Origin of the sequence: Sorangium sp. So ce362 (assembly GCF_051519845.1) — a bacterium.
GTDB lineage: Bacteria > Myxococcota_A > Polyangia > Polyangiales > Polyangiaceae > Sorangium.
The window spans coordinates 1,605,934-1,623,394 of record NZ_CP150332.1 but is presented as its reverse complement, the minus strand read 5'-3'; the positions used below and the strand labels follow the sequence as shown (position 1 = coordinate 1,623,394).

17 protein-coding genes are annotated in these 17,461 nt (G+C 74.0%); 13 read left to right on the top strand and 4 right to left on the bottom strand.

All coding sequences use genetic code 11. From position 1 onward, the window contains the following. Positions 1 to 50: 50 nt before the first annotated feature. The 10 genes from WMF17_RS06445 to WMF17_RS06400 all read left to right on the top strand — a co-directional run bounded on the left by WMF17_RS06445 (position 51) and on the right by WMF17_RS06400 (position 7,436). Entirely contained in the window at positions 51 to 407 is a 357-nt protein-coding gene (locus WMF17_RS06445; RefSeq protein WP_437601072.1) for a DUF4398 domain-containing protein, read from the top strand. An 8-nt stretch (positions 408 to 415) separates the two neighbouring features. Further along, positions 416 to 751 carry a hypothetical protein gene (locus WMF17_RS06440; RefSeq protein WP_437487232.1) on the top strand — a complete coding sequence of 112 codons (336 nt, stop codon included), beginning with the start codon at positions 416 to 418 and terminating at the stop codon, positions 749 to 751. A gap of 227 nt (positions 752 to 978) precedes the next feature. Continuing rightward, positions 979 to 1,413, top strand: coding sequence for a universal stress protein (locus WMF17_RS06435; protein WP_437601071.1), 435 nt, complete (start codon positions 979 to 981; stop codon positions 1,411 to 1,413). A gap of 119 nt (positions 1,414 to 1,532) precedes the next feature. Then, a complete protein-coding gene (locus WMF17_RS06430; protein WP_437601070.1) occupies positions 1,533 to 2,090 on the top strand; it encodes a CDP-alcohol phosphatidyltransferase family protein in 558 nt (185 codons plus the stop codon). 412 nt (positions 2,091 to 2,502) lie between these two features. Further along, entirely contained in the window at positions 2,503 to 3,342 is an 840-nt protein-coding gene (locus WMF17_RS06425) for a DUF4349 domain-containing protein (protein ID WP_437601069.1), read from the top strand. Between the two features lie 14 nt (positions 3,343 to 3,356). Beyond that, positions 3,357 to 3,842, top strand: coding sequence for a serine/threonine protein kinase (locus tag WMF17_RS06420; protein ID WP_437601068.1), 486 nt, complete (start codon positions 3,357 to 3,359; stop codon positions 3,840 to 3,842). A gap of 98 nt (positions 3,843 to 3,940) precedes the next feature. Then, a complete protein-coding gene (locus tag WMF17_RS06415) occupies positions 3,941 to 4,738 on the top strand; it encodes a hypothetical protein (protein WP_437648684.1) in 798 nt (265 codons plus the stop codon). Further along, positions 4,735 to 6,060, top strand: coding sequence for a hypothetical protein (locus WMF17_RS06410; protein WP_437648683.1), 1,326 nt, complete (start codon positions 4,735 to 4,737; stop codon positions 6,058 to 6,060). Before WMF17_RS06415 ends, WMF17_RS06410 begins: the two co-directional genes overlap by 4 nt. Positions 6,061 to 6,113: 53 nt before the next feature. Further along, complete coding sequence (locus WMF17_RS06405) at positions 6,114 to 6,995, top strand: hypothetical protein (protein ID WP_437648682.1); 882 nt, start codon at positions 6,114 to 6,116, stop codon at positions 6,993 to 6,995. Between the two features lie 174 nt (positions 6,996 to 7,169). Continuing rightward, positions 7,170 to 7,436, top strand: a complete 267-nt coding sequence (locus WMF17_RS06400) for a NifU family protein (RefSeq protein WP_020733528.1) — start codon at positions 7,170 to 7,172, stop codon at positions 7,434 to 7,436. Positions 7,437 to 7,664: 228 nt separating this feature from the next. Here WMF17_RS06400 and WMF17_RS06395 read toward each other — a convergent pair whose 3' ends face one another. Then, a complete protein-coding gene (locus tag WMF17_RS06395; RefSeq protein WP_437648681.1) occupies positions 7,665 to 8,504 on the bottom strand; it encodes a hypothetical protein in 840 nt (279 codons plus the stop codon). A 383-nt stretch (positions 8,505 to 8,887) separates the two neighbouring features. Here WMF17_RS06395 and WMF17_RS06390 point away from each other — a divergent pair, with 383 nt between their 5' ends. The 3 genes from WMF17_RS06390 (at position 8,888) to WMF17_RS06380 (ending at position 11,994) form a co-directional block, all read left to right on the top strand. After that, on the top strand, positions 8,888 to 9,481 hold the full coding sequence (locus WMF17_RS06390) for a cobalamin ABC transporter substrate-binding protein (RefSeq protein ID WP_437601063.1): 594 nt from the start codon (positions 8,888 to 8,890) through the stop codon (positions 9,479 to 9,481). Then, positions 9,478 to 10,296 carry a type I methionyl aminopeptidase gene (gene map / locus WMF17_RS06385; RefSeq protein ID WP_437601062.1) on the top strand — a complete coding sequence of 273 codons (819 nt, stop codon included), beginning with the start codon at positions 9,478 to 9,480 and terminating at the stop codon, positions 10,294 to 10,296. The genes WMF17_RS06390 and map overlap by 4 nt, the downstream gene beginning before the upstream one ends. 165 nt (positions 10,297 to 10,461) lie before the next feature. After that, positions 10,462 to 11,994 (top strand): FAD-dependent thymidylate synthase, encoded by a 1,533-nt coding sequence (locus WMF17_RS06380; protein WP_437601061.1) that lies wholly within the window; start codon positions 10,462 to 10,464, stop codon positions 11,992 to 11,994. 71 nt (positions 11,995 to 12,065) lie between these two features. Here the strand turns inward: WMF17_RS06380 and recN are convergent, their stop codons facing one another. The 3 genes from recN to WMF17_RS06365 form a co-directional block, all read right to left on the bottom strand. Further along, positions 12,066 to 13,763, bottom strand: coding sequence for a DNA repair protein RecN (gene recN, locus WMF17_RS06375; RefSeq protein WP_437601060.1), 1,698 nt, complete (start codon positions 13,761 to 13,763; stop codon positions 12,066 to 12,068). Positions 13,764 to 13,797: 34 nt separating this feature from the next. After that, positions 13,798 to 16,287, bottom strand: a complete 2,490-nt coding sequence (locus tag WMF17_RS06370; RefSeq protein WP_437648680.1) for a hypothetical protein — start codon at positions 16,285 to 16,287, stop codon at positions 13,798 to 13,800. A gap of 246 nt (positions 16,288 to 16,533) precedes the next feature. Further along, positions 16,534 to 17,346 (bottom strand): hypothetical protein, encoded by an 813-nt coding sequence (locus WMF17_RS06365; protein ID WP_437601058.1) that lies wholly within the window; start codon positions 17,344 to 17,346, stop codon positions 16,534 to 16,536. Positions 17,347 to 17,461: the final 115 nt, after the last annotated feature.

The following is a 17,461-nucleotide window of genomic DNA, read 5'->3' as shown; positions in this document are numbered from 1 at the left end:
CCGGGAGCAACCGTTGCACCGGCGCGCCGCGAGATCGGGAATCCACGCAAATGCTCGCCAGAACCGCGCTCGTGATCGCCTGCCTGGAGCTCGCCGGGTGCGCCGCCATCCGCCCGCCGGCGTCACCGCCCGAGCTCGCCCGCGCCGAGGCGGCGATCGGCGAGGCAGAGCGGGAGGGCGCGAGCGCGGACCGGCGCGCGGCCATGCACCTCGCGCTGGCGCGGAGCGAGCTCGCCCAGGCGAGGCGGCGGATGTCGGTGGGTGACCGGGAAGGCGCCCGCTGGCTGCTGCGGAGGGCCGAGGTCGACGCGGAGCTCTCGGCGCTCATCGTGAGGGAGGCGGGGCTGCGCGACGCCGCGGATCGCACGCTGGACCAGGCGAGCACGCTCGCCGATCGGGCGGAGTAGGGGGCCGCATGCGCGCCGGAGCCCCGCTCGCGATGGCCCTCTCGCTCGCCGGATGCGCGAGGAGCGCGGCCGCCCCCCCTCCCGAGCTCCTCGCGGCGCGCGCGGCCGTCGTGCAGGCGCAGGAGAGCCCGCTCTCGCCGCTCGCGATCGCCGAGCTGAGGCGGGCCGAGGAGGCGCTCGCGGTCGCCGAGCGCGAGGAGCGCGAGCGCCCGCGCTCGGCGACCGCGAGCGACGCCGCCTACGTCGCGCGGCGGCGGGCGCAGTGCTCGCTGCTCTCGTCGCTCGTGCGCGCGAACCAGAGCGCGCTCGAGCGCGCACGGCGTACCGCCGCGCGAAAGCCGTAGACGCTCCGGGGACGCGCCGCCGGAACCGCGGCGGATCGCGGCGGCCGCCGCCGCGCGCGGCGTACCGCCCCGGGCGTCAGCGCCGGCCCGACGGCGCAGTTTGTCCTGGGATCGACCGATGTTTGGATCCAAGATGCGCGCGACACGCCTCCGCCGGCGGCGAAAGCGTCCCGGGGGGGCGGGCAACGACCGAAGGGACGCCCGGTCCCGCGTGCGAGGAGAGCGCGATGAAGGAAGCCGCGAACGTGATACTGGTCCCCGTCGACTTCGAGGCGGCCTCGATGAAGGCCGTCGAGCTCGCGAAGGATCTCGGCGCGAGGCTCGGGCACAAGGTCGTGCTGCTGCACGTCTACCAGCTCCCGGTCTACACGTACCCGGGGCTCGAACCGACGCTGATGCCCGGGTTCCACGCCGAGGTGAGCGCCGCCGCCTCGCGCGCGATCCAGCAGCTCTCGGCGCAGACAGGAGGGCTGGAGACGGCGCTGCGCGAGGGCGACCCGGCGACCGAGATCCTGGCTGCCGCCGAGGAGCAGCGGGCGGCGATGATCGTCATGGGGACGCACGGCCGCCGCGGGCTCTCGCAGCTCTTCCTCGGGAGCGTCGCCCAGCAGGTGATCCGCAAGAGCAGCGTCCCGGTGCTCACCGTGCGCGTGGCCAGCTGATCCTGCGCGAGCGTCTCTTCTAGGGCGCGCCGGCGGCTGCCGGCGCGGGCGCTGCGGGCTTGATCGCGCTCGACGTGGGCCAGGACTCCCCGGCCACTGCGACGCATGGAGTTCCTCGCATGTCGACCCTGTCTGCTCGCGAGCTTGTGCTCCCGCCGAACCTCATGAGCCTGGCCCGGCTGCCGCTCGCGGTGCTGTTCCCGTTCGTGGCCACGCGGCCCACGCTCGCGCTCGGCGTCCTCTGCTGCGCGGGGCTCACCGACGTGCTGGACGGCTGGCTGGCCCGCCGCTCGGGTCAGGTGACCCGCACCGGGGCGATCGTCGACCCGATCGCGGACAAGGTGTTCGCGCTGGCCGTGGTCGGCACGCTCCTCCACGGCGGCGTGCTCCCTCTCTGGGGCATCCCGGCGCTGCTCGCCCGCGAGCTCCTCGAGCTGCCGCTCGCGCTCTGGATCGCGGTGAGCCGCCGCTTCCGCGGCGCGCGCCTCTCGACCGCGAGCGCCAACATCCCGGGCAAGCTCGCCACGGCGGTGCAGTTCGCGGCGGTCTTCAGCGCGATCGCGCTCCCCGCGGCGCTCTCCGCCATGCTCGCCGCGGCGGCGCTCGTGGGCGCGGCGGCGGGCGTCTCGTACTGGGCGCGCCAGCTGCGCCGCGTTCGCGGCCCCGGCGCGGCGTAGACCCCGCCCGAGGTGGAACCCGAAGCGCGGAGCGGCTCGTGACGGATCGCGGTAAGACGTCTTACGCCCAGGTGGTGCCAGGCGGAGAGCGCGAGCAAGCTGGCTTACGTAGATATGCCGCCAGGCGGCGCTCGCCGCCAGTCGGCTTGCGCCGAGGCCCCGCACGGAGGCGCTCGCCGCCAGTTGATTTGCGCCGAGGCCCCGCCGGGAGGCGCTCGCCGCCAAGGGTGTAAGGTCGATCGAGGCAGCGCGTTCTGCGCCTGTCACCGGCTCCACGCTCCGAGGAACCATGCGAAGAACGCTGCCCTCCTGGGCACTCCTTGCCTTGCTCGCAGGCCCTGCCGCCTGCGCATCCAGCCGCTCCACCGAGGGCTACGCCGCGAGCGCGCCGATGTACGCGAGGGGCGCGCCGATGTCCGTGGCGACGCAGACGCCGGCCCCGCTCCCGCCGCAGGATCCGACCCCGGGGATGGAGCCGCCCCGCGCCGAGAGGAACAGCGGCGAGTCGTCGATCGAGGAGTCGGTCGACTTCGACGCGTCGGCGAGCACGGTCGCGCTCGCCAAGGCGGCGCCTCCGTCGCCCGGGCCCGTGCCCCCTGCGCAGCCCTCGGCCGCCCGGCCCGCGCCGACGGGCCCTGCGCCGCAGCCGGCGGCGACGCCGGCCGGCGCTGCCGCGCAGGGCGCGCACCAGGGCACCGCCGAGACGAGCGCCGCGCCCGCGCCCCTCCTCATCTACACGGCGCAGATCGCGATGGCGGTGTTCGAGGTGGGCGCGTCGCTCGGCAAGGTCGAGGCGCTCGCCCGGGACCTCGGCGGCTTCCTCGCCCGCCGCGACGACCGGACGATCACCATCCGCATCCCCGCCGCCCGGTTCGACGAGGCGCTGAAGCGCCTCGAGGGCCTCGGCGACGTCCTCCAGCGCAACGTGGTCGCGGAGGACGTCACCGAGGAGTTCTTCGATCTTGGCATCCGCATCCGGAACGCGCGGGCCGTGCGCGATCGCCTGGAGAAGCTCCTCGAGAAGGCCGCCAAGGTCGAGGAGTCGATCCAGCTGGAGCGCGAGCTCGCGCGCGTCGCCGGCGAGCTCGAGCGCCTCGAGGGGCGCCTCAAGTTCCTGCGCGATCGGGTCGCGTTCTCGACCCTCACCGTCTCCTTCCAGTCGCGCTCGACGGAGACCATCACCCCGTCGGGCCCGCGGCTCCCGATCGACTGGCTCAACGAGCTCGGCCTCTCGCGGCTCCTCAACCTGTGACCGGGGCGCTTCCGATGATCCACTCCCTTCGCCACGCCTTCGTCCTCATCGCCTCGCTCGCCGCCGCCGCCGCGGCGCCGCTCGGCTGCGGCCGGCCCTTCGTGCCCGCGACCCCGCCGGGCTTCGTCGACCTCGGGGATCGCTACGGCGACGAGGAGTACCGCGCGACAACCGCCGAGGGGCTGGTGCTCGGGATCCGCGCCTTCGAGAACGAGCCGGAGGGCGACCTCGCGTTCTGGTCGCGCGTGGTCGAGAAGCGGCTGCGCGAGGGCGGCGGCTACGCGCTGCTCGGCAAGGCCGACGTGAAGAGCCGGAACGGCCTGCCGGGCGTCCAGCTGCGCTTCGGGCACGACGAGGGCAAGGAGGCGCACCTCTATTACCTCGCCGTCTTCGTCAACGAAGATCGCGTCTTCCTCCACGAGGCAGGCGGCAGGAAGGAGCTGGTCGAGCGCCACAAGCAGCAGATCGACTGGGCCATCCGCAATTTCCTGCCGAACTGACGCGCGAGCGGCCCGCGTTCTCCGCGCGGCGTTCGCGGGCGGCGCGCGGAGGGCCCGCCGCGCTTGCTCGCGGAGGCCCTGTTTGCTACCTGGCGGACGTGCGTTCCCGCCCCATGCTCTGCGACGCGCGGCGGCGCCGGTCGAGCCAAGCGCTGCTCCTCGCCCTCGCGGCCTCGCTCGGCGGCGGCGACGCCCTGGCGCACGGCGAAGGAGAGAGGCCGCTCGCCACGGTGCCCGCGCCGCCGCCCGGTGACGGCGCCAAGGCGGCGCAGATCCTCCACGAGATCGAGGGGCGCGTCGCGACGGCGCCCTCACCCACCGCCGACGAGAAGGCCGCTGGAGGCGAGAAGGCCGCCGACGGCGAGGAGGCCGCCGGCGGGGCGCCGCGCGACGAGCCGGCCCAGGCGAGAGGACCGGCGAAGGGCGACGCGAAGGTCGTGGGCGAGCCGGTAGCGCAGGCGAAGCAGGCGCTCCAGCGCGCGCACGGCGCGCGCGCGGCGGGCGACGCGACGAACGCGCGGCGGCTCGACGCGGTGGCCCTCGAGTGGGCGGAAACAGCGAGGACGCTGCTGCGGGCCGCGGCGGCGGAGGCCGCGGCGGTGGAGGCGGCGAAGCGGGCGCGCGAGGTCGAGACGAAGCTCGAGCGGGCACGCGCGCTGCTCGAGGAGACGCAGGCGCGGCGTGGCCGCGCCGCGGCGGAGCTCGATCGGATCGAGGCCGAGGCGCGCGAGGCGACCAGGGCGGCGAGCAGCGTGGAAGCGCAGCGGATCGAGGCCGGCAAGAAGGCGGCTGGCAGGGGGGGAACGCCGGGGGCTCAACGGCCGCCCGCCGCCGCGAAGGGCAGCGGGAACGCGGGCAAGGCGGCGGCTCCGGCGAGCAAGGAGGGGACGCCTTGAGCGCGCGCCGCCTCGCAACCGTCGCCGTCGCGGGGGTGCTCCTCGGCGCGTGCGCGCCGATCCCGCGGCCCGTGGTGCTCGATGAGCTCGATCACGTCCGCGCCGGGGCGGCCGCAGCCGAGTCGAAGCGGTACGCGCCGGGCGCGTTCGCCCGGGCGGAGAAGCTCCGTGGCGACGCGCTCGCCGCGCTCGACAGCAAGGATCACTCCGGGGCGCAGATCCTCGGCGAGCAGGCGGTCGCCGCGCACGCGCGCGCGCACGCGCTGTCGCGGGTGGCCCGGGCCGAGGCGGCCGAGACCGAGGCGAAGGCGCAGAGCTCGGCCGGCGAGGCGTCCCTCGCGGGCCTCGAGGCCGAGCAGGCGCGCGTCGCGGCCGAGGTCGACGCGCTCGACATGCGGATCAAGGTCGCGCGCGACGCGCAGCCCGTGGTCCCGTCGGGCAAGGCCGACGCGGATCGCGAGAAGGCGCGCCTCGCCGCGGCGCGCTCGCTCGCGCTCCAGGCCCGCCTTCTGTGCGGTGCGGCGCGCCTCCTGGCCGCGTCGGGGCCGCCGAGCAACACGCAGCCCGCCGGCGCCGCGCAGCCCAGCAGCGCGCAGCCCGCCGGCGCCGCGCAGCCCAGCAGCGCGCAACCCGCCGGCGCCGCGCAGCCCAGCAGCGCGCAGCCCGCCGGCGCCGCGCAGCCCAGCAGCGCGCAGCCCGGCCGCGGCAACCTTGCGGCGCAGCTCGAGGAGGCGACCGCCGCGATCAAGAAGCTCGACGCGGATCTCGCGGAGGCCGGCGGCTCTGCCCGCGCCATCCCGGCGCCGATCGACCAGGCCTCCCGCGCGCGTGCAGGCTGCCTCGCCGCGCTGACCGCCGCGCGCCGCGCCGCCACGCCGGTGACCCGCGCGCCCGGCGCCGGCGACGCGCTGCTCGCAGAGCTCTCGGCCGCGGGCACCTGGTCGCCCGTTCGCGACGATCGCGGCATCGCGGTCACGCTCCGGGGCCTGTTCGCCGGCAACGCCCTCACGAAAGCCGGCGAGGCGCGCCTCCGCGATCTCTCGCGGGTCGCCGCCGCGCACCCCTCGTTCCCCGTGGCCGTGGTCGTGCACACGGACCGGGACATCAGCGCCAGGGAAGAGCCCGCGTGGACCGCACGGGCCGATGCCGTCGTCCGTGCCCTCGATCCGGCGCAGGGCGCGAACGCCGCCGGGGCCCCCGCGACCCCGCAGATCGCGCCGTTCCTCGCGGGCTCCGCGGCCCCAGTCGTCGACCCGGGCGGCAGCGAGCGCGCTCGCAACGCGCGGATCGAGATCGTCTTTGTAACCCCGGAAACCCTTTGAGGCGCGATGGTCCTGGCCGACGGAACACCGCTCCCCGTGGAGAGTCGTTCCCGATGATGCGCTCTTCAACCTTCGCGCGAAGCGAAAGCAAGCCCGTCGTGCTCACCTGTGCGCTGGTCGCCGCCCTCGTGAGCGCGTGTCAGGACGACGGCAAGACGTCGCAGAAGCAGGCCGCGGAGCTCTGCGCCAAGCTCGCTCCGATCGTCGCGGAGGACGTCGGCCAGGTGCGGACGGGCCTCCCCGTGGGCTCGCAGACGCTCGCGACGCTGGTGGACACCGACCCGGGCGCGAATTTGCTCGGGCTCCAGCGGGCGATCGCGGGCACGCGCGCCTCGGTCAAGGAGCTCGGTTTCGCGAAGAGCACCTTCTTCTCGTTCGCCGATCCGAGCGGCACGGTGCTGCGCAGCGAGACCGATCCGGACATGCTCGCCAACAGGTCCGTCCTGGCCTCGTTCCCCGAGCTCAGGAAGGTGCTGGCGCCGGACAGCGGGCTGGTCGAGGCGTTCGGGGAGATGCAGGAGATGCGCGGCGTCAGGAATGGCCCCGATCTCCAGTGGGTCGCCGCGCATCCGGTCAAGGCGAGCGACGGCGAGCTCAAGGGCCTCTTCGTCACGGGCTGGTCGTTCCGCGCCTACGCGTACCGGCTGCAAGAGGCGGCCAAGCGGGAGGTCGCCGAGATCGCCAAGCGCGACGGCCTGAAGGCGACGCCGCTGCTCTATGTCTTCGTGTGGAAGGGCGGGAAGGCGTACGGCGGACCGGAGACGCCCGATGTCAACACCGAGGCGCTCGAGAAGCTCGACCTGCCGGCGAAGACCGCCTCGGGTCCGTGGAGCGGGACGCTCGAGATCGCCGGGCGCACCTTCGGCGCCGCGGCGCAGCGCACGCCGGAGCTCGCCGCCGACGCGGGCGTCGCCGCGCTCAGCTCGACGCTCTGAGCGCGAGGCCCTGAGCGTCGACCCTGAGCGTCGACCCTGAGCGTCGAGACGAGCGCGGGCCCCCGGCCGCGGCCTCGGCGCCGTGACAGCCGACAGCGAGGTGGGGCCGATCTCCCGATCGAGCGCTGCCGTGCTAGGCTCGCGCCTGGCTCGCGCTGCCGAGCTCACCCCCCCATGCCGGCTTCCATCGATCAGCTTCTCAAGGTTTGCCGCGAGGTCATCGCGCCGCTCGTCCGAGCCGACGGCGGTGAGCTCTACATCGTGGCCGTCGAGCCCGACCACCTGACGCTCCACCTGGCCGGCGCATGCTCGGGCTGTCCCGGAGCCATGCTCACCGCGCGCGCGGTGATCGAGCCGGCGGTGCTCGCGGTCGCGCCATCTGCGCGGGTCGTCGTGACCAACGGAATGCGCGTCCCCGACGGCGCCTCCCTCATTTCTTGAGGCGCGGACCCGCTTCGGATACGGGCCCATCTCGACGTTTTCGGTGCTCGGCGTACAGAAGTACGCCTCCGCGCCGAAAACGCCGATCTGGGCCCGTCTCCTGTGCGGGTCCGCGCCGCGAGCGTGGCTCTGTGGGTCGAGAGCGAGAGCGCCGCGGGCGCGGCGCCATGGGTCGGGAGCGGAGAGCGCCGCGGGCGCGGCGCCGTGGGTCGGGGGCGGGAGACGGGGCTACTTCTTCTTGCCGGGCTTGTCGGTGGGAGGGGGGCCCGGAGGGGGCTCCTCCTTGCGGACGGCGGAGGCGACGGCGGGATCGATGGCGTTCGCGTCGACCGGCTTGTTGGGACGGAGCGACTCGAGGCTGCTGAGCGTCACCAGATCCTCGTAGGCGAACGCGATCTCGCCCTCGCTGCGCTCGATCGCGCGGAAGTGCGTGGCCGCGTCCTTCCAGTCGACCTCGGTGACGTAGCGGCCCTTCTCCGGCTCGGGCGGGATCACGCGCCCAGGCAACCCGAACGTCGTCGAGAGCTTGACGACGGCGGACTGGTAGTCCTTGCCGCGCGCGTTGCCCTCGCCCAGCGCGTGCTCGTCGATGATCTTCCAGAGCTTGTCCTGGATGAAGAAGAAGTACCGCTTCCCGCTGTCGCGGGTCAGCGTCATCATCGATTCCCTGTTGAGGTAGGTGTACTCGCTCTTGAGCGGCGTCGCGTCCACCCCCGTCGGCAGCTTGCCGAAGTCGATGCGGCTGCGGCGGAACGCGCTCTTCTCCTCGGCGAGCTCGGCGTCGAGCGCCCTCATCTTCACGCCGGGCGACGTCGCCTTGTAACGCGGCACGTACGCCGCATCGAGCATCTTGTCGATCACGGCCGCGACCTGCTTCGTGCTCATCCCCCACGCGATCCCCGGAGGGGTCAGCGCGATCGTCTTCCTCGTCGCCGGCGGCTCGGCGGGCCGGGCAGGTGCCCCGCTCTTCTCCTTCTTCGGCTGGGCAGCGATCTCGGTCGTGCTCGCGATCGCCGCAAGGCCCAGCCCGACGGCCAACGCTGCTCCCAGGAGCCTCTTCGCTTTCATGTTCTTCCTCCAGCCGGCGCAGGCGCTGTCCCTGCGCGCTCTGCAATCGCAAAAGTTAGAAACCCCGCCCGGCAAGCCGGGGAACGCTAGCACCAGCGGTAGGACGGGAGAATAGGATCCCCGCCGACCGGGGCCAACCGCCGACGTTGGACGGCGGCTCGGCCGGATCGATGGAGCCGGTCCGGTGGAGCCGGTGAAGGACGAACGCCGGGCGCGCGGAGCGCAGAGGCGGAAGAGCGGCCGCGGGCGACGAGGGGGAAATCGGCCTCAACAGCGGGCGTAGGCGCGGGTAAGCGTTTGTAACAGCTTGTAACAGGGGGCAACCGATGTGTGCCGGGTCCTGACAGAGGCCAGGCGACGTGCTACGAGCTCCGGTCCCAAGGATGATCCCTGCCGCCGGTGCCGCTCCCCTTCGCCTCGCGCTCGCCGCGCTGGCGACCGTTGGCCCCGCTGGCGGCTGCGTCGCCGGCCAGGGGCGCCCCGCGACGTCCGTCGACCCTCAGGGCGGGGCGGTCGCGTGGGAGGGGCATGCGCGCGACGTCTTCGACGACAACATCGAGCCTGCCGCCGTGGGCTTCTCGCTGGACGGCCCCTCGCCCCGATCCGACCCCTTCCTCCGGGAGAGGGCGCAGACAGCCGACGTGGTCGCGCGGGTCCGCGTGAGCACGGTGACCGTCGACACGATCGGAGAACAGAGCACCTATCACCTCGGGATCCAGGTCGGCTACCCTCCCCTGGCCACACCCAGGGTGCCGGATCGGACGTTCGAGCTCCACATCCGCCCGACCAGCCGCGCGTTCGGCATCGCCAAGGCGGTCGACGCGCGGCTCCGCGGGCTCACCTTCATCGCCTTCATCCGGCGCTTCGCCGGCGAGGACGACGAGCCGGAGATCCACTGGCACCTTTCACCTGATACAGCGGAGGTCGCCGCGGCCGTCAAGGAGGCCGTCGTCCTCGGGGAGCTGTCTGCGCCGTGAGCAACGTGAGCATCAAGACGGTCAAAGAAGTCGACGCACTGCGGGTAGCCAGCCAGATGGCGGCCGAGACGCTCCTCGCGGTGGGCGAGATGATCCGCGCCGGCATCACCACCGAGGACATCAACACCTTCGTCCACGAGGACACGATCCGGCGCGGCGGCTATCCCGCGCCGCTCAACTACCACGGGTTCCCGAAGAGCGTCTGCACGTCGATCAACGAGGTGGTCTGCCACGGCATCCCGTGCGACCGCGTCCTCGAGCCGGGCGACATCATCAACGTCGACGTCACCACCATCTACAACGGCTTCTACGGGGACACCTCCGCGACCTTCTACATCGGCAAGCCGTCGCCCGAGGCGAAGCACGTGACCGAGGTGTCGCGGCGCAGCCTGCAGCTCGGCATCGCGCAGGTCCGGGACGGGGCGCGCCTCGGCGATATCGGGGCCGCCATCCAGGAGTTCGCCGAGGCCGAGGGGTGCTCGGTGGTGAGGGCCTTCGTCGGCCACGGCATCGGGCGGCGCTTCCACGAGGCGCCGCAGGTCTCGCACGTGGGCAAGTACGGCAGCGGCACCCGCCTCCGCGCCGGCATGTGCTTCACGATCGAGCCGATGATCAACATCGGCACCTACGAGGTCGAGGTCCTGGAAGACAAGTGGACCGCGCTGACCGCCGATCGCTCGCTGTCGGCGCAGTTCGAGCACACGATCGTCGTCACGAGGACCGGCTGCGAGGTGCTGACCCGGCGCAGCCGGCCGCTCGCGAACAGCGAGATCTTCCCGGATCCGTTCGCCGTCTCCGCGGCGCGGGCGCTCTGAGGCGCGGCGCGCGCCGGCGCTGTGCGCCGCACGCAGGCAGGGCGCGCCGCGTCGGGCGGCGCGCGCCGGCCGGGCCCGACCAGGAGGGCCGAGGTGGACCGGCGCCATCGATCGGAACGGAGTTTTGTCGACCGATCGGCCGAGGATTAGGGGTAGAAGCAGGGCATGGCCTTGGACGAAGCGTCGCGTGCCAGAATCGCGCCGTATGTGTCGAGCCTGACGGCTGACGTGTTCTCGCTGTCGGGTCTGCCGGAAGAAGTCATCGCCGTCCTGTTCGCGTACTACTCGCGCAGCCGCGATGATCTGCGCACCAACCTGGCACGCCTGCTCGGCGACCAGGAGCTCGACGTGGCCCCAGAAGCCGACGACCGGCCGCGCCGGGGGCTCGCGTTCGCGTCAGACAAGGCGCGGAGCTTCCACGAGAAGTGGGTCGTCGGCTACGGCCACGCGTCGGTCGCAGAGCACGCCGTTGTGCACCTCGCGATCGAGAACGTGAGCATCGTCGCCTCCAAGACGATCGAGGACCTGAGGCTCGGCTCGTACACGGAGAAGAGCACGCGCTACGTCGTCTTCGATCAGCACTCGTTCGTCGACCTGCCGGAGCTCGACGCGAAGGACAGCGCGAGGTACCAGGCCTCCAGCGAGCGGCTCTTCGCGACCTACCTCGACCTGGTCCCGAAGGTGACCGAGCGGCTGAGCACGCGCGAGCCGAAGCCCGAGAAGATGTCGGACGCCGCCTACAGGGGAGCGCTGCGCTCGCAGGCGTGCGATCTGCTGCGCGGCCTCCTGCCGGCGGGGACGCGGACGAACATCGGCCTCACCGCGAACGCGAGGGCGCTCGAGATCCTGCTCACGAAGATGATGTCGCACCCGCTCGAGGAGGTGCGCAGGGTCGCCCGCGACATGCACGCGGCGGCGCTCGCCGTGACCCCGACGCTGGTGAAGTACGCCGCGCCGAACGAGCTCCGGAAGGGGCTGCAAGCCACCGTCGCCGCGGCGATGAAGCGGGTCTACACGCCGCCGGAGGAGGGCGCGAGCGCGACGATGGTGATAAACCAACCCGTCCGGCTCGTGCGCTACGACAAGGACGCGCTGGAGCGCATCGCGCTCGCGCTGGCGTACGAGGGCAGCGACCCGGGCGCGCACGCCTACAACCTGGGCGACGCGCTCCGCCGCGCGACGCTGCCGGAGCTCATCGCCATCGCGCAGGCGGCGTGCGAGAAGCGCGGCCCGTACGACGCGCCGCCGCGCGCGTTCGAGGCGTCGACGATCACCTTCGAGCTGATGCTCGACTACGGCGCGTACCGCGACCTGCAGCGCCACCGGATGCTGACGCCCGCGACGCAGCGGCTCACCTGCCGCCTCGGCTTCGAGACGCCGCAGGCCCTGTCGGAGCTCGGCTACGCCGAGGCCTACCAGGACGCGATGCTCGCGGCGCGCGACGCCTGGCACGCCATGGAGGAGCGCTACCCCCTGGAGGCGCAGTACGCGGTGCCGCTCGGCTTCCGCGTGAGGACCCTCTGGACGCTGAACCTGCGCGAGCTCTTCCACGTCATCGAGCTCCGCTCGGCGAAGCAGGGGCACACGAGCTACCGGCGCATCGCCCAGGGGCTGTACCGCACCGCGATCACGGTGCACCCCTGGCTCAAGGACATGGTCCGCGTCGATCTGAACGACTACGCGCTCGCGCGGAGCTGATCCGCGCCGCGCGGCGGATCCGCGCCGCGCGGCGGATCCGCGCCGGCCCCGCCTCGGGTACGACCGCCGCGCTAGAGGCGCGCCGCCTCGATGAGCTCCGTCGCGGCCCGGAGCGACGCGCCCGTGACCTTCGCGCCCGACAGCATCCGTGCGACCTCGGCGATGCGGTCCTTCTTGTCGACGCGCGAGACCGAGCTCTTCGCGATGCCGCCCGCGTTCTCCTTGGCGACGACGAAGTGCGCGCTGGCGAACGCCGCGATGGGCGCCAGGTGGGTGATGCACAGCACCTGGTGGTGGCGCGCCACGTCGCCGATCGCGCGCCCGATCTTGTCGGCGACGGCGCCGCCGACGCCGCTGTCGACCTCGTCGAAGACGTAGAGCCCCGCCGGCCCGCACTCCGCGAGCACGCGCTTGAGCGCGAGCAACGCGCGCGACAGCTCGCCGCCCGAGGCGATGCGGCGCAAGGGGCGAGGCTCGATCCCCTTGTTGGGCGAGATGAGGAACTCGACGCGGTCGATCCCGTCCTGGCCGAGGCGGGCGCCGTCGACCACCAGCGCGGCGCGGTCGCCGCCGTGCGGCTCGATGTCCACGACCACCCGCGCGCCGCCCATGCCGAGGTCAGCGAGCTCCGTCGAGATCGCGGCGCCGAGCTTCTCGCCGGCCTTCCGCCGCTTCGCCGACAGCCTGCGGGCGCGATCGGCGGCGACGGCGAGCAGGGCGTCGCGCCGCCGCTCGAGCTCCGCGACGTGGCTCTCGACCCCCGAGAGGTGCCCGAGCTCGGCCGCGAGGCGCGCCCGCGCGGCGAGCACGTCGTCGAGCGTGGGGCCGTGCTGCCGGAGCAGGCCCTCGAGGCGGTACATGCGATCCTCGATCTCGGAGAGGCGATCCGGATCGGCCTCCGCGCGCTCGGCGTAGCGGCCGATCTGGCGGGCCGCCTCGCTGAGCTCCGTCCAGCAGCCGTCGACGGCGCGGGCTACGTCGTCGAGGGCGGGGTCGATCTCCGCGGCGGCCCGGAGCTCCGAGGCGAGGCGCGCGAGCTCGTCGCACATCGCGTCGTCCCCTTGATCGAGGCGGGACGCCGCGCGACGCGTGATGTCGTGCAGGCGGCCCGCGTGGCGGAGCCGGTTGCGCTCGGCCGCGAGATCGGCGAGCTCGCCGGGGCGCGGCGAGAGCGCGTCGATGGCCTGGAGCTGGAAGGAGAGGAACGCCTCGCGCTCGGCGCGGCCGCGCTCCAGCTCGCGGGCGGCCCTGAGCTGGGCGGTGAGCGCCTCGAGCTCGCTGACGTCCGCCGCGAGCTCGCTGCGCGCCGGCACCAGGCGGCCGAAACGATCGAGGTACCCGAGGTGCGTCGACGGGTCGGTGAGCGCGACGCTCTCGTGCTGCGAGGCGACGTCGGCGAGCTCCGGGGCGAACGCCTGGAGCTCGCCCGCGGTGCAGAGGCGGCCGTTCAGGTAGGCGCGCGAACGGCCGGTCGCCTGGATCACGCGGCGGATCACGATCTCGCCGTCGCTCGCGATGCCGGCGGCGTCCAGCATCGCCATCGCGCGATCCGAGCTGCGCACGTCGAAGAGCGCCTCGATCTCGGCGTCGTCCGCGCCGGGGCGGACCTGCTCCGCGCTCGCGCGGCCGCCGAGGACCAGCGAGAGCGCGCCCACGACGATGGACTTGCCCGCGCCCGTCTCGCCGGTGAGCACGTTGAAGCCAGGCTCGAGCCGGAGCTCGAGAGCATCCATCAGAATGAAGTTCTTGACCCGAAGCGCGACCAGCACAGCGGCGGGAGGATAGAAAGCTTTCGGCCCGTCGTCAGCGGATCTTCACTTGCTTCATGACGGTGACCGGGATCCCCTCGAAAGGCGGCACCGTGGCGCTGCGAAACGCGGCGGCGATGCACGCGGCGGTGGCGGTCCCGACGAGATCGCCCCCTTCCACGCGCGCCGACATGGTCTTGCCCGAGGGCGAGAAGGTGACGGCCACGCGGGCCGTGCCCGTGAGCCCCTCGCCGGTGCAGCCGGCCGCGGCCGCGGCCGCGGACGCGAGGGCGCTGGTCGCCGCGCTCTGATCGAAGCGGGCGGGCTCGTCCTTCGCCGGCAGGAGCGGCGAGGCCGCCGTCGGCGGCTTGGCCGCCGGCTTTGAGCGCTCGGGCGCGGACGCCGCCGCGTCCCGGGCTGGCTTCTCGGCCGCCTGAGCCTCCTCGCCGATACGCGGGCCGGCGCTGGCCTCCGGCGCGGTGCCCGCCGCCGGCGCGGCGCTCGCCGCCGGCGCGGCGCTCGCCGCCGGCGCGGTGCCCGCCGCGAGCACGACGCTCGCCGCCGGCGCGGCGCTCGGCGGAGGCGTCGGCCGCGGTGCAGCGCGCGCCTGCGCCGGCTCGGGGGGGGTCGGCGCGGCCGGCTCGCCCGTCGAGACGGCGGAGGCGACCGGCGCCTCCTCCACGAGGCCGGGGGCGACGGCCGGCAGATCCGCGATCGGCTCGTCATCGAGGGACGGCTCGCGGTCGGCGGCCTGGTCGGCAGGGGCAGGTGCAGCCGGCAACGGCGGCGCCGCCTCCGGCGGAGCGGCGGCGAGCGCGTCGCCGCTGCTCGCCGGCGCGGGATGGCTCGCCGTGGCGCTGGACGATCGACCGTGGGCCTGCGCGAGGTACAGCGCGGCGCCGAACACGATGAAGACGACGGTCACCCAGCCGGTGATCGCCATGTACTGGCGCCACGCCGGCGTCGAGAGGATGCGCATCCCCTCCGATACGAGGGAGCTGGCCGTGATCGAGGTGCGCACCGGCGTCTCTTCCTCGGAATCCTCGGAGGACGTGTGCCCCTCGACGGCCACGAGGTCGGGCTCGCTCGGCTGCTCGGGGAACGACGAAGACGAACTGCGCTCAGCGGCGGCTCCCTCGAACAGCCCGCCGCTGATGCTCAGGATCTCCTCGTCGGCCCGGCTCTCGTTGCGGCGCGCCTCACCCGCCGCGTCAGGCGGCGGCGCCATGCTGCGCAGGTCGATCAGACCCGAGTCCTCCTTGCGACCGGCGCGCCCACGAAGATCGCTCTGGCTGATCCGGTCGCCCGGCGGGCGGCCGGTCGCCCTGGGAGCGTCGCTCGCGCGCGCCAGCGGCTCGCGCGCGGGCCGCTCGTCGCTCCCCTGCTCGCGCAGCCCTTCCGCGGCGCCCTGCGCCTCCGCCGCCGTCGGCTTCGCGCGCTCTCGCCGCGACGCCTCCGGGGCGCGCGTCGAAGTAGCGATCGGCGGCGGGCTCGCGGCCGGCGGCGGGGAGAGCGACCCCAGCAGGGCGAGGTCCGCCGGGGAGGCGTCCGCGGGTCCCCGGCCGGACCGGACGCGCCGCGTGGACGGCAGAGGCTGCGGGGCGAGCGCCGCCATCGCCTGCACGTCCTGGAGGCGGAGCTCGGGCGACGAGCGGTGAGACGACGGCCGGGCCTCGTCGATCGACAGCGGCGCCGGCGGCATCTCGGACAGCGGCGCCGGCGGCATCTCGGACGGCGGCGCGATAGGCCGAGTGGAGGCGCCCGCGCGCGGGGTGGCGGCGGATCGCGGTCGCACCGCCGCCGGCGCCGTCGTGACGCGGTGCTCTCGCCGCGCCGGCGGCCGGACCGGGATCGGCGACCGTGCGACAGCGCGCGGCCTCGCGGCGGCCTCGGGCGCCGGCGCGCGCTGGCTCGCGCGCTCGGCCTCGGCGGCGCCCGACCCGAAGGAGAGCGAGGGCGGCTCGACCCCGGGGGAGAGCATCTGCGCGAGATCCTGGATCGAGACGGGATCGGAGTCGGCAGGAGGGAGCGCCGACGGGCTCCGGCCGCCCGTCGACGGCGCCGCCCCGCCGCCGCGGCGCGAGTCCTCCCAGGGGACGCCGGCGAACGTGCGAGGCCGCATCGGGACCTCACGCCGCCCCAGCCCGCCGTCCGGCGTCACCACCGCGTGCTCGAGCGAGGCCTCCGCCGCCACGTCGAGCGCATCCAGCCGATGCGCCCTCGGGCTCGACTCCGGCGCGGCGTCCAGCTCCTGCTGCGCGATCCGCTCCGCGAGCGTGAGCCCTCGCTTCCGCGCCGGCGGAGCCGACGCCGCGCGCCGCTCCGGGTCGCCCGCGGGCGCTGGCCTGCGCTGGATGCCCGCGCCTGGGAGCGTCGTCTCGGCGTCCAGCAGGTCGCCGGGCAGCTCGGGCTCCCTCTCGGGCGCAGGCCCGGAGGACAGCCTCGCCCGCTCCGGCTCGCCCGGCGGTTCGCCCCGGTCGCGCCCGCTCGCGGAGCTCGGAACGACCGAGGGTGACGACCGCGGCTCGCCCCGGTCAGACGCCAACTGCTTGCTCTTCGTGCGGCAGGATTTGCAGACAAACGGGAGGGACGGACGCATCTCGCGTCCTACCCCGATCTCCACGTAGGCCCTGCAGACAGAGCAGGCGAGTTGCACCGTGGGAGGAGAATCGCGCAGCTCGTCAGGGCGCGCAATCTTCTTGGCAATTGACCGGGGCGGTCGCTCTCCGGCTCGCCCGCTCGGCGCCTCCGGCCTCCACCCCCTCCACCGCAGCCTTCGCGAGGTTTCGCCCTATACGGAGGGCGTTTCGGCGCTCACCGGCAGCGGCGCGGGAGGGCGCACCCAGCGCTGCTCCAGCCACTCCAGCGAGACCGCGGCGCTGCGCAGCGCCGCGTCGACGGCGCGGGCGACCGGATCGGGGGCGGGCGGGGACCCGGGAGCGCGGGTCGACAGGAGCCAGTTCGACAGCTCGTAGTGGTGGAGGAGCGGGGCGAAGCGGTGCGCGTCGAAGCCGGAGAGGATCTCGGCCGCGCGGCTCAGGCGATCGCAGGGCAGGAGCGCCGTGGTCACGTCGAAGAGCAGGGCGCGCAGGTCCTCGAAGGCGCGCTCCGGATCCGCGGACACGCTCTCCAGGAGCGCCTCGAAGCCGGCATCGGAGAGCCCACTCGCCTCGGCCGCCTCGGCCATCGCCGGCACCTGCGTGGCCAGGAACTCGGCGTTCGGAGCGTGCCCGAGGAGGCGCCCCACGAGGTACAGATCGAAGGCGCTCGCGATGGACTCGGCGAGCAGGAGCGCCTCCGCGCTGGGCGGAGCGCCGGCGCTCGCGGCGGTGAGGGCGCGGTGGGCGAGGTGGTGCCACGCGACGTGCGTCACGACGTCCGCGGCGACGTGCTCGCTGGCGATCAGGTCACCCTGCTCACTCTGGCTCCAGAACGTCAGGTTCAAGAAGACGACGCGGTCCCAGCTCGCCTCGCCCTCGGGCACCCGGAAGCGGTACCCGTCGCGCCGGAGCACCTGCTTCAGATCGTCGTAGAGCGCGACGTGCCGGAAAGAGCGCTCGTCGTCGAAGGTCAGCTCGTCCAAGGTCAGGCTTCGCAGCTTCACGCGGCCGACCTTAGACCCTGATCGTTTCATCAGCCACAGCGGACGCCAGGAAGAACCCAGAGACCTCGCGTGTTTGGGGCCCGAGCCGGGGTTTTCCCTACCAGCGCCGCAAGTT

Excerpts from the sequence above, each read along its gene's own strand:
- WMF17_RS06445 (WP_437601072.1), top strand. The coding sequence starts at position 51 with ATGCTCGCCAGAACCGCGCTCGTGATCGCCTGCCTGGAGCTCGCCGGG.
- WMF17_RS06440 (WP_437487232.1), top strand. The coding sequence starts at position 416 with ATGCGCGCCGGAGCCCCGCTCGCGATGGCCCTCTCGCTCGCCGGATGC.
- WMF17_RS06435 (WP_437601071.1), top strand. The coding sequence starts at position 979 with ATGAAGGAAGCCGCGAACGTGATACTGGTCCCCGTCGACTTCGAGGCG.
- WMF17_RS06430 (WP_437601070.1), top strand. The coding sequence starts at position 1,533 with ATGTCGACCCTGTCTGCTCGCGAGCTTGTGCTCCCGCCGAACCTCATG.
- WMF17_RS06425 (WP_437601069.1), top strand. The coding sequence starts at position 2,503 with ATGTCCGTGGCGACGCAGACGCCGGCCCCGCTCCCGCCGCAGGATCCG.
- WMF17_RS06420 (WP_437601068.1), top strand. The coding sequence starts at position 3,357 with ATGATCCACTCCCTTCGCCACGCCTTCGTCCTCATCGCCTCGCTCGCC.
- WMF17_RS06405 (WP_437648682.1), top strand. The coding sequence starts at position 6,114 with ATGATGCGCTCTTCAACCTTCGCGCGAAGCGAAAGCAAGCCCGTCGTG.
- WMF17_RS06400 (WP_020733528.1), top strand. The coding sequence starts at position 7,170 with ATGCCGGCTTCCATCGATCAGCTTCTCAAGGTTTGCCGCGAGGTCATC.
- WMF17_RS06395 (WP_437648681.1), bottom strand. The coding sequence starts at position 8,504 with ATGAAAGCGAAGAGGCTCCTGGGAGCAGCGTTGGCCGTCGGGCTGGGC.
- WMF17_RS06390 (WP_437601063.1), top strand. The coding sequence starts at position 8,888 with ATGATCCCTGCCGCCGGTGCCGCTCCCCTTCGCCTCGCGCTCGCCGCG.
- WMF17_RS06380 (WP_437601061.1), top strand. The coding sequence starts at position 10,462 with ATGGCCTTGGACGAAGCGTCGCGTGCCAGAATCGCGCCGTATGTGTCG.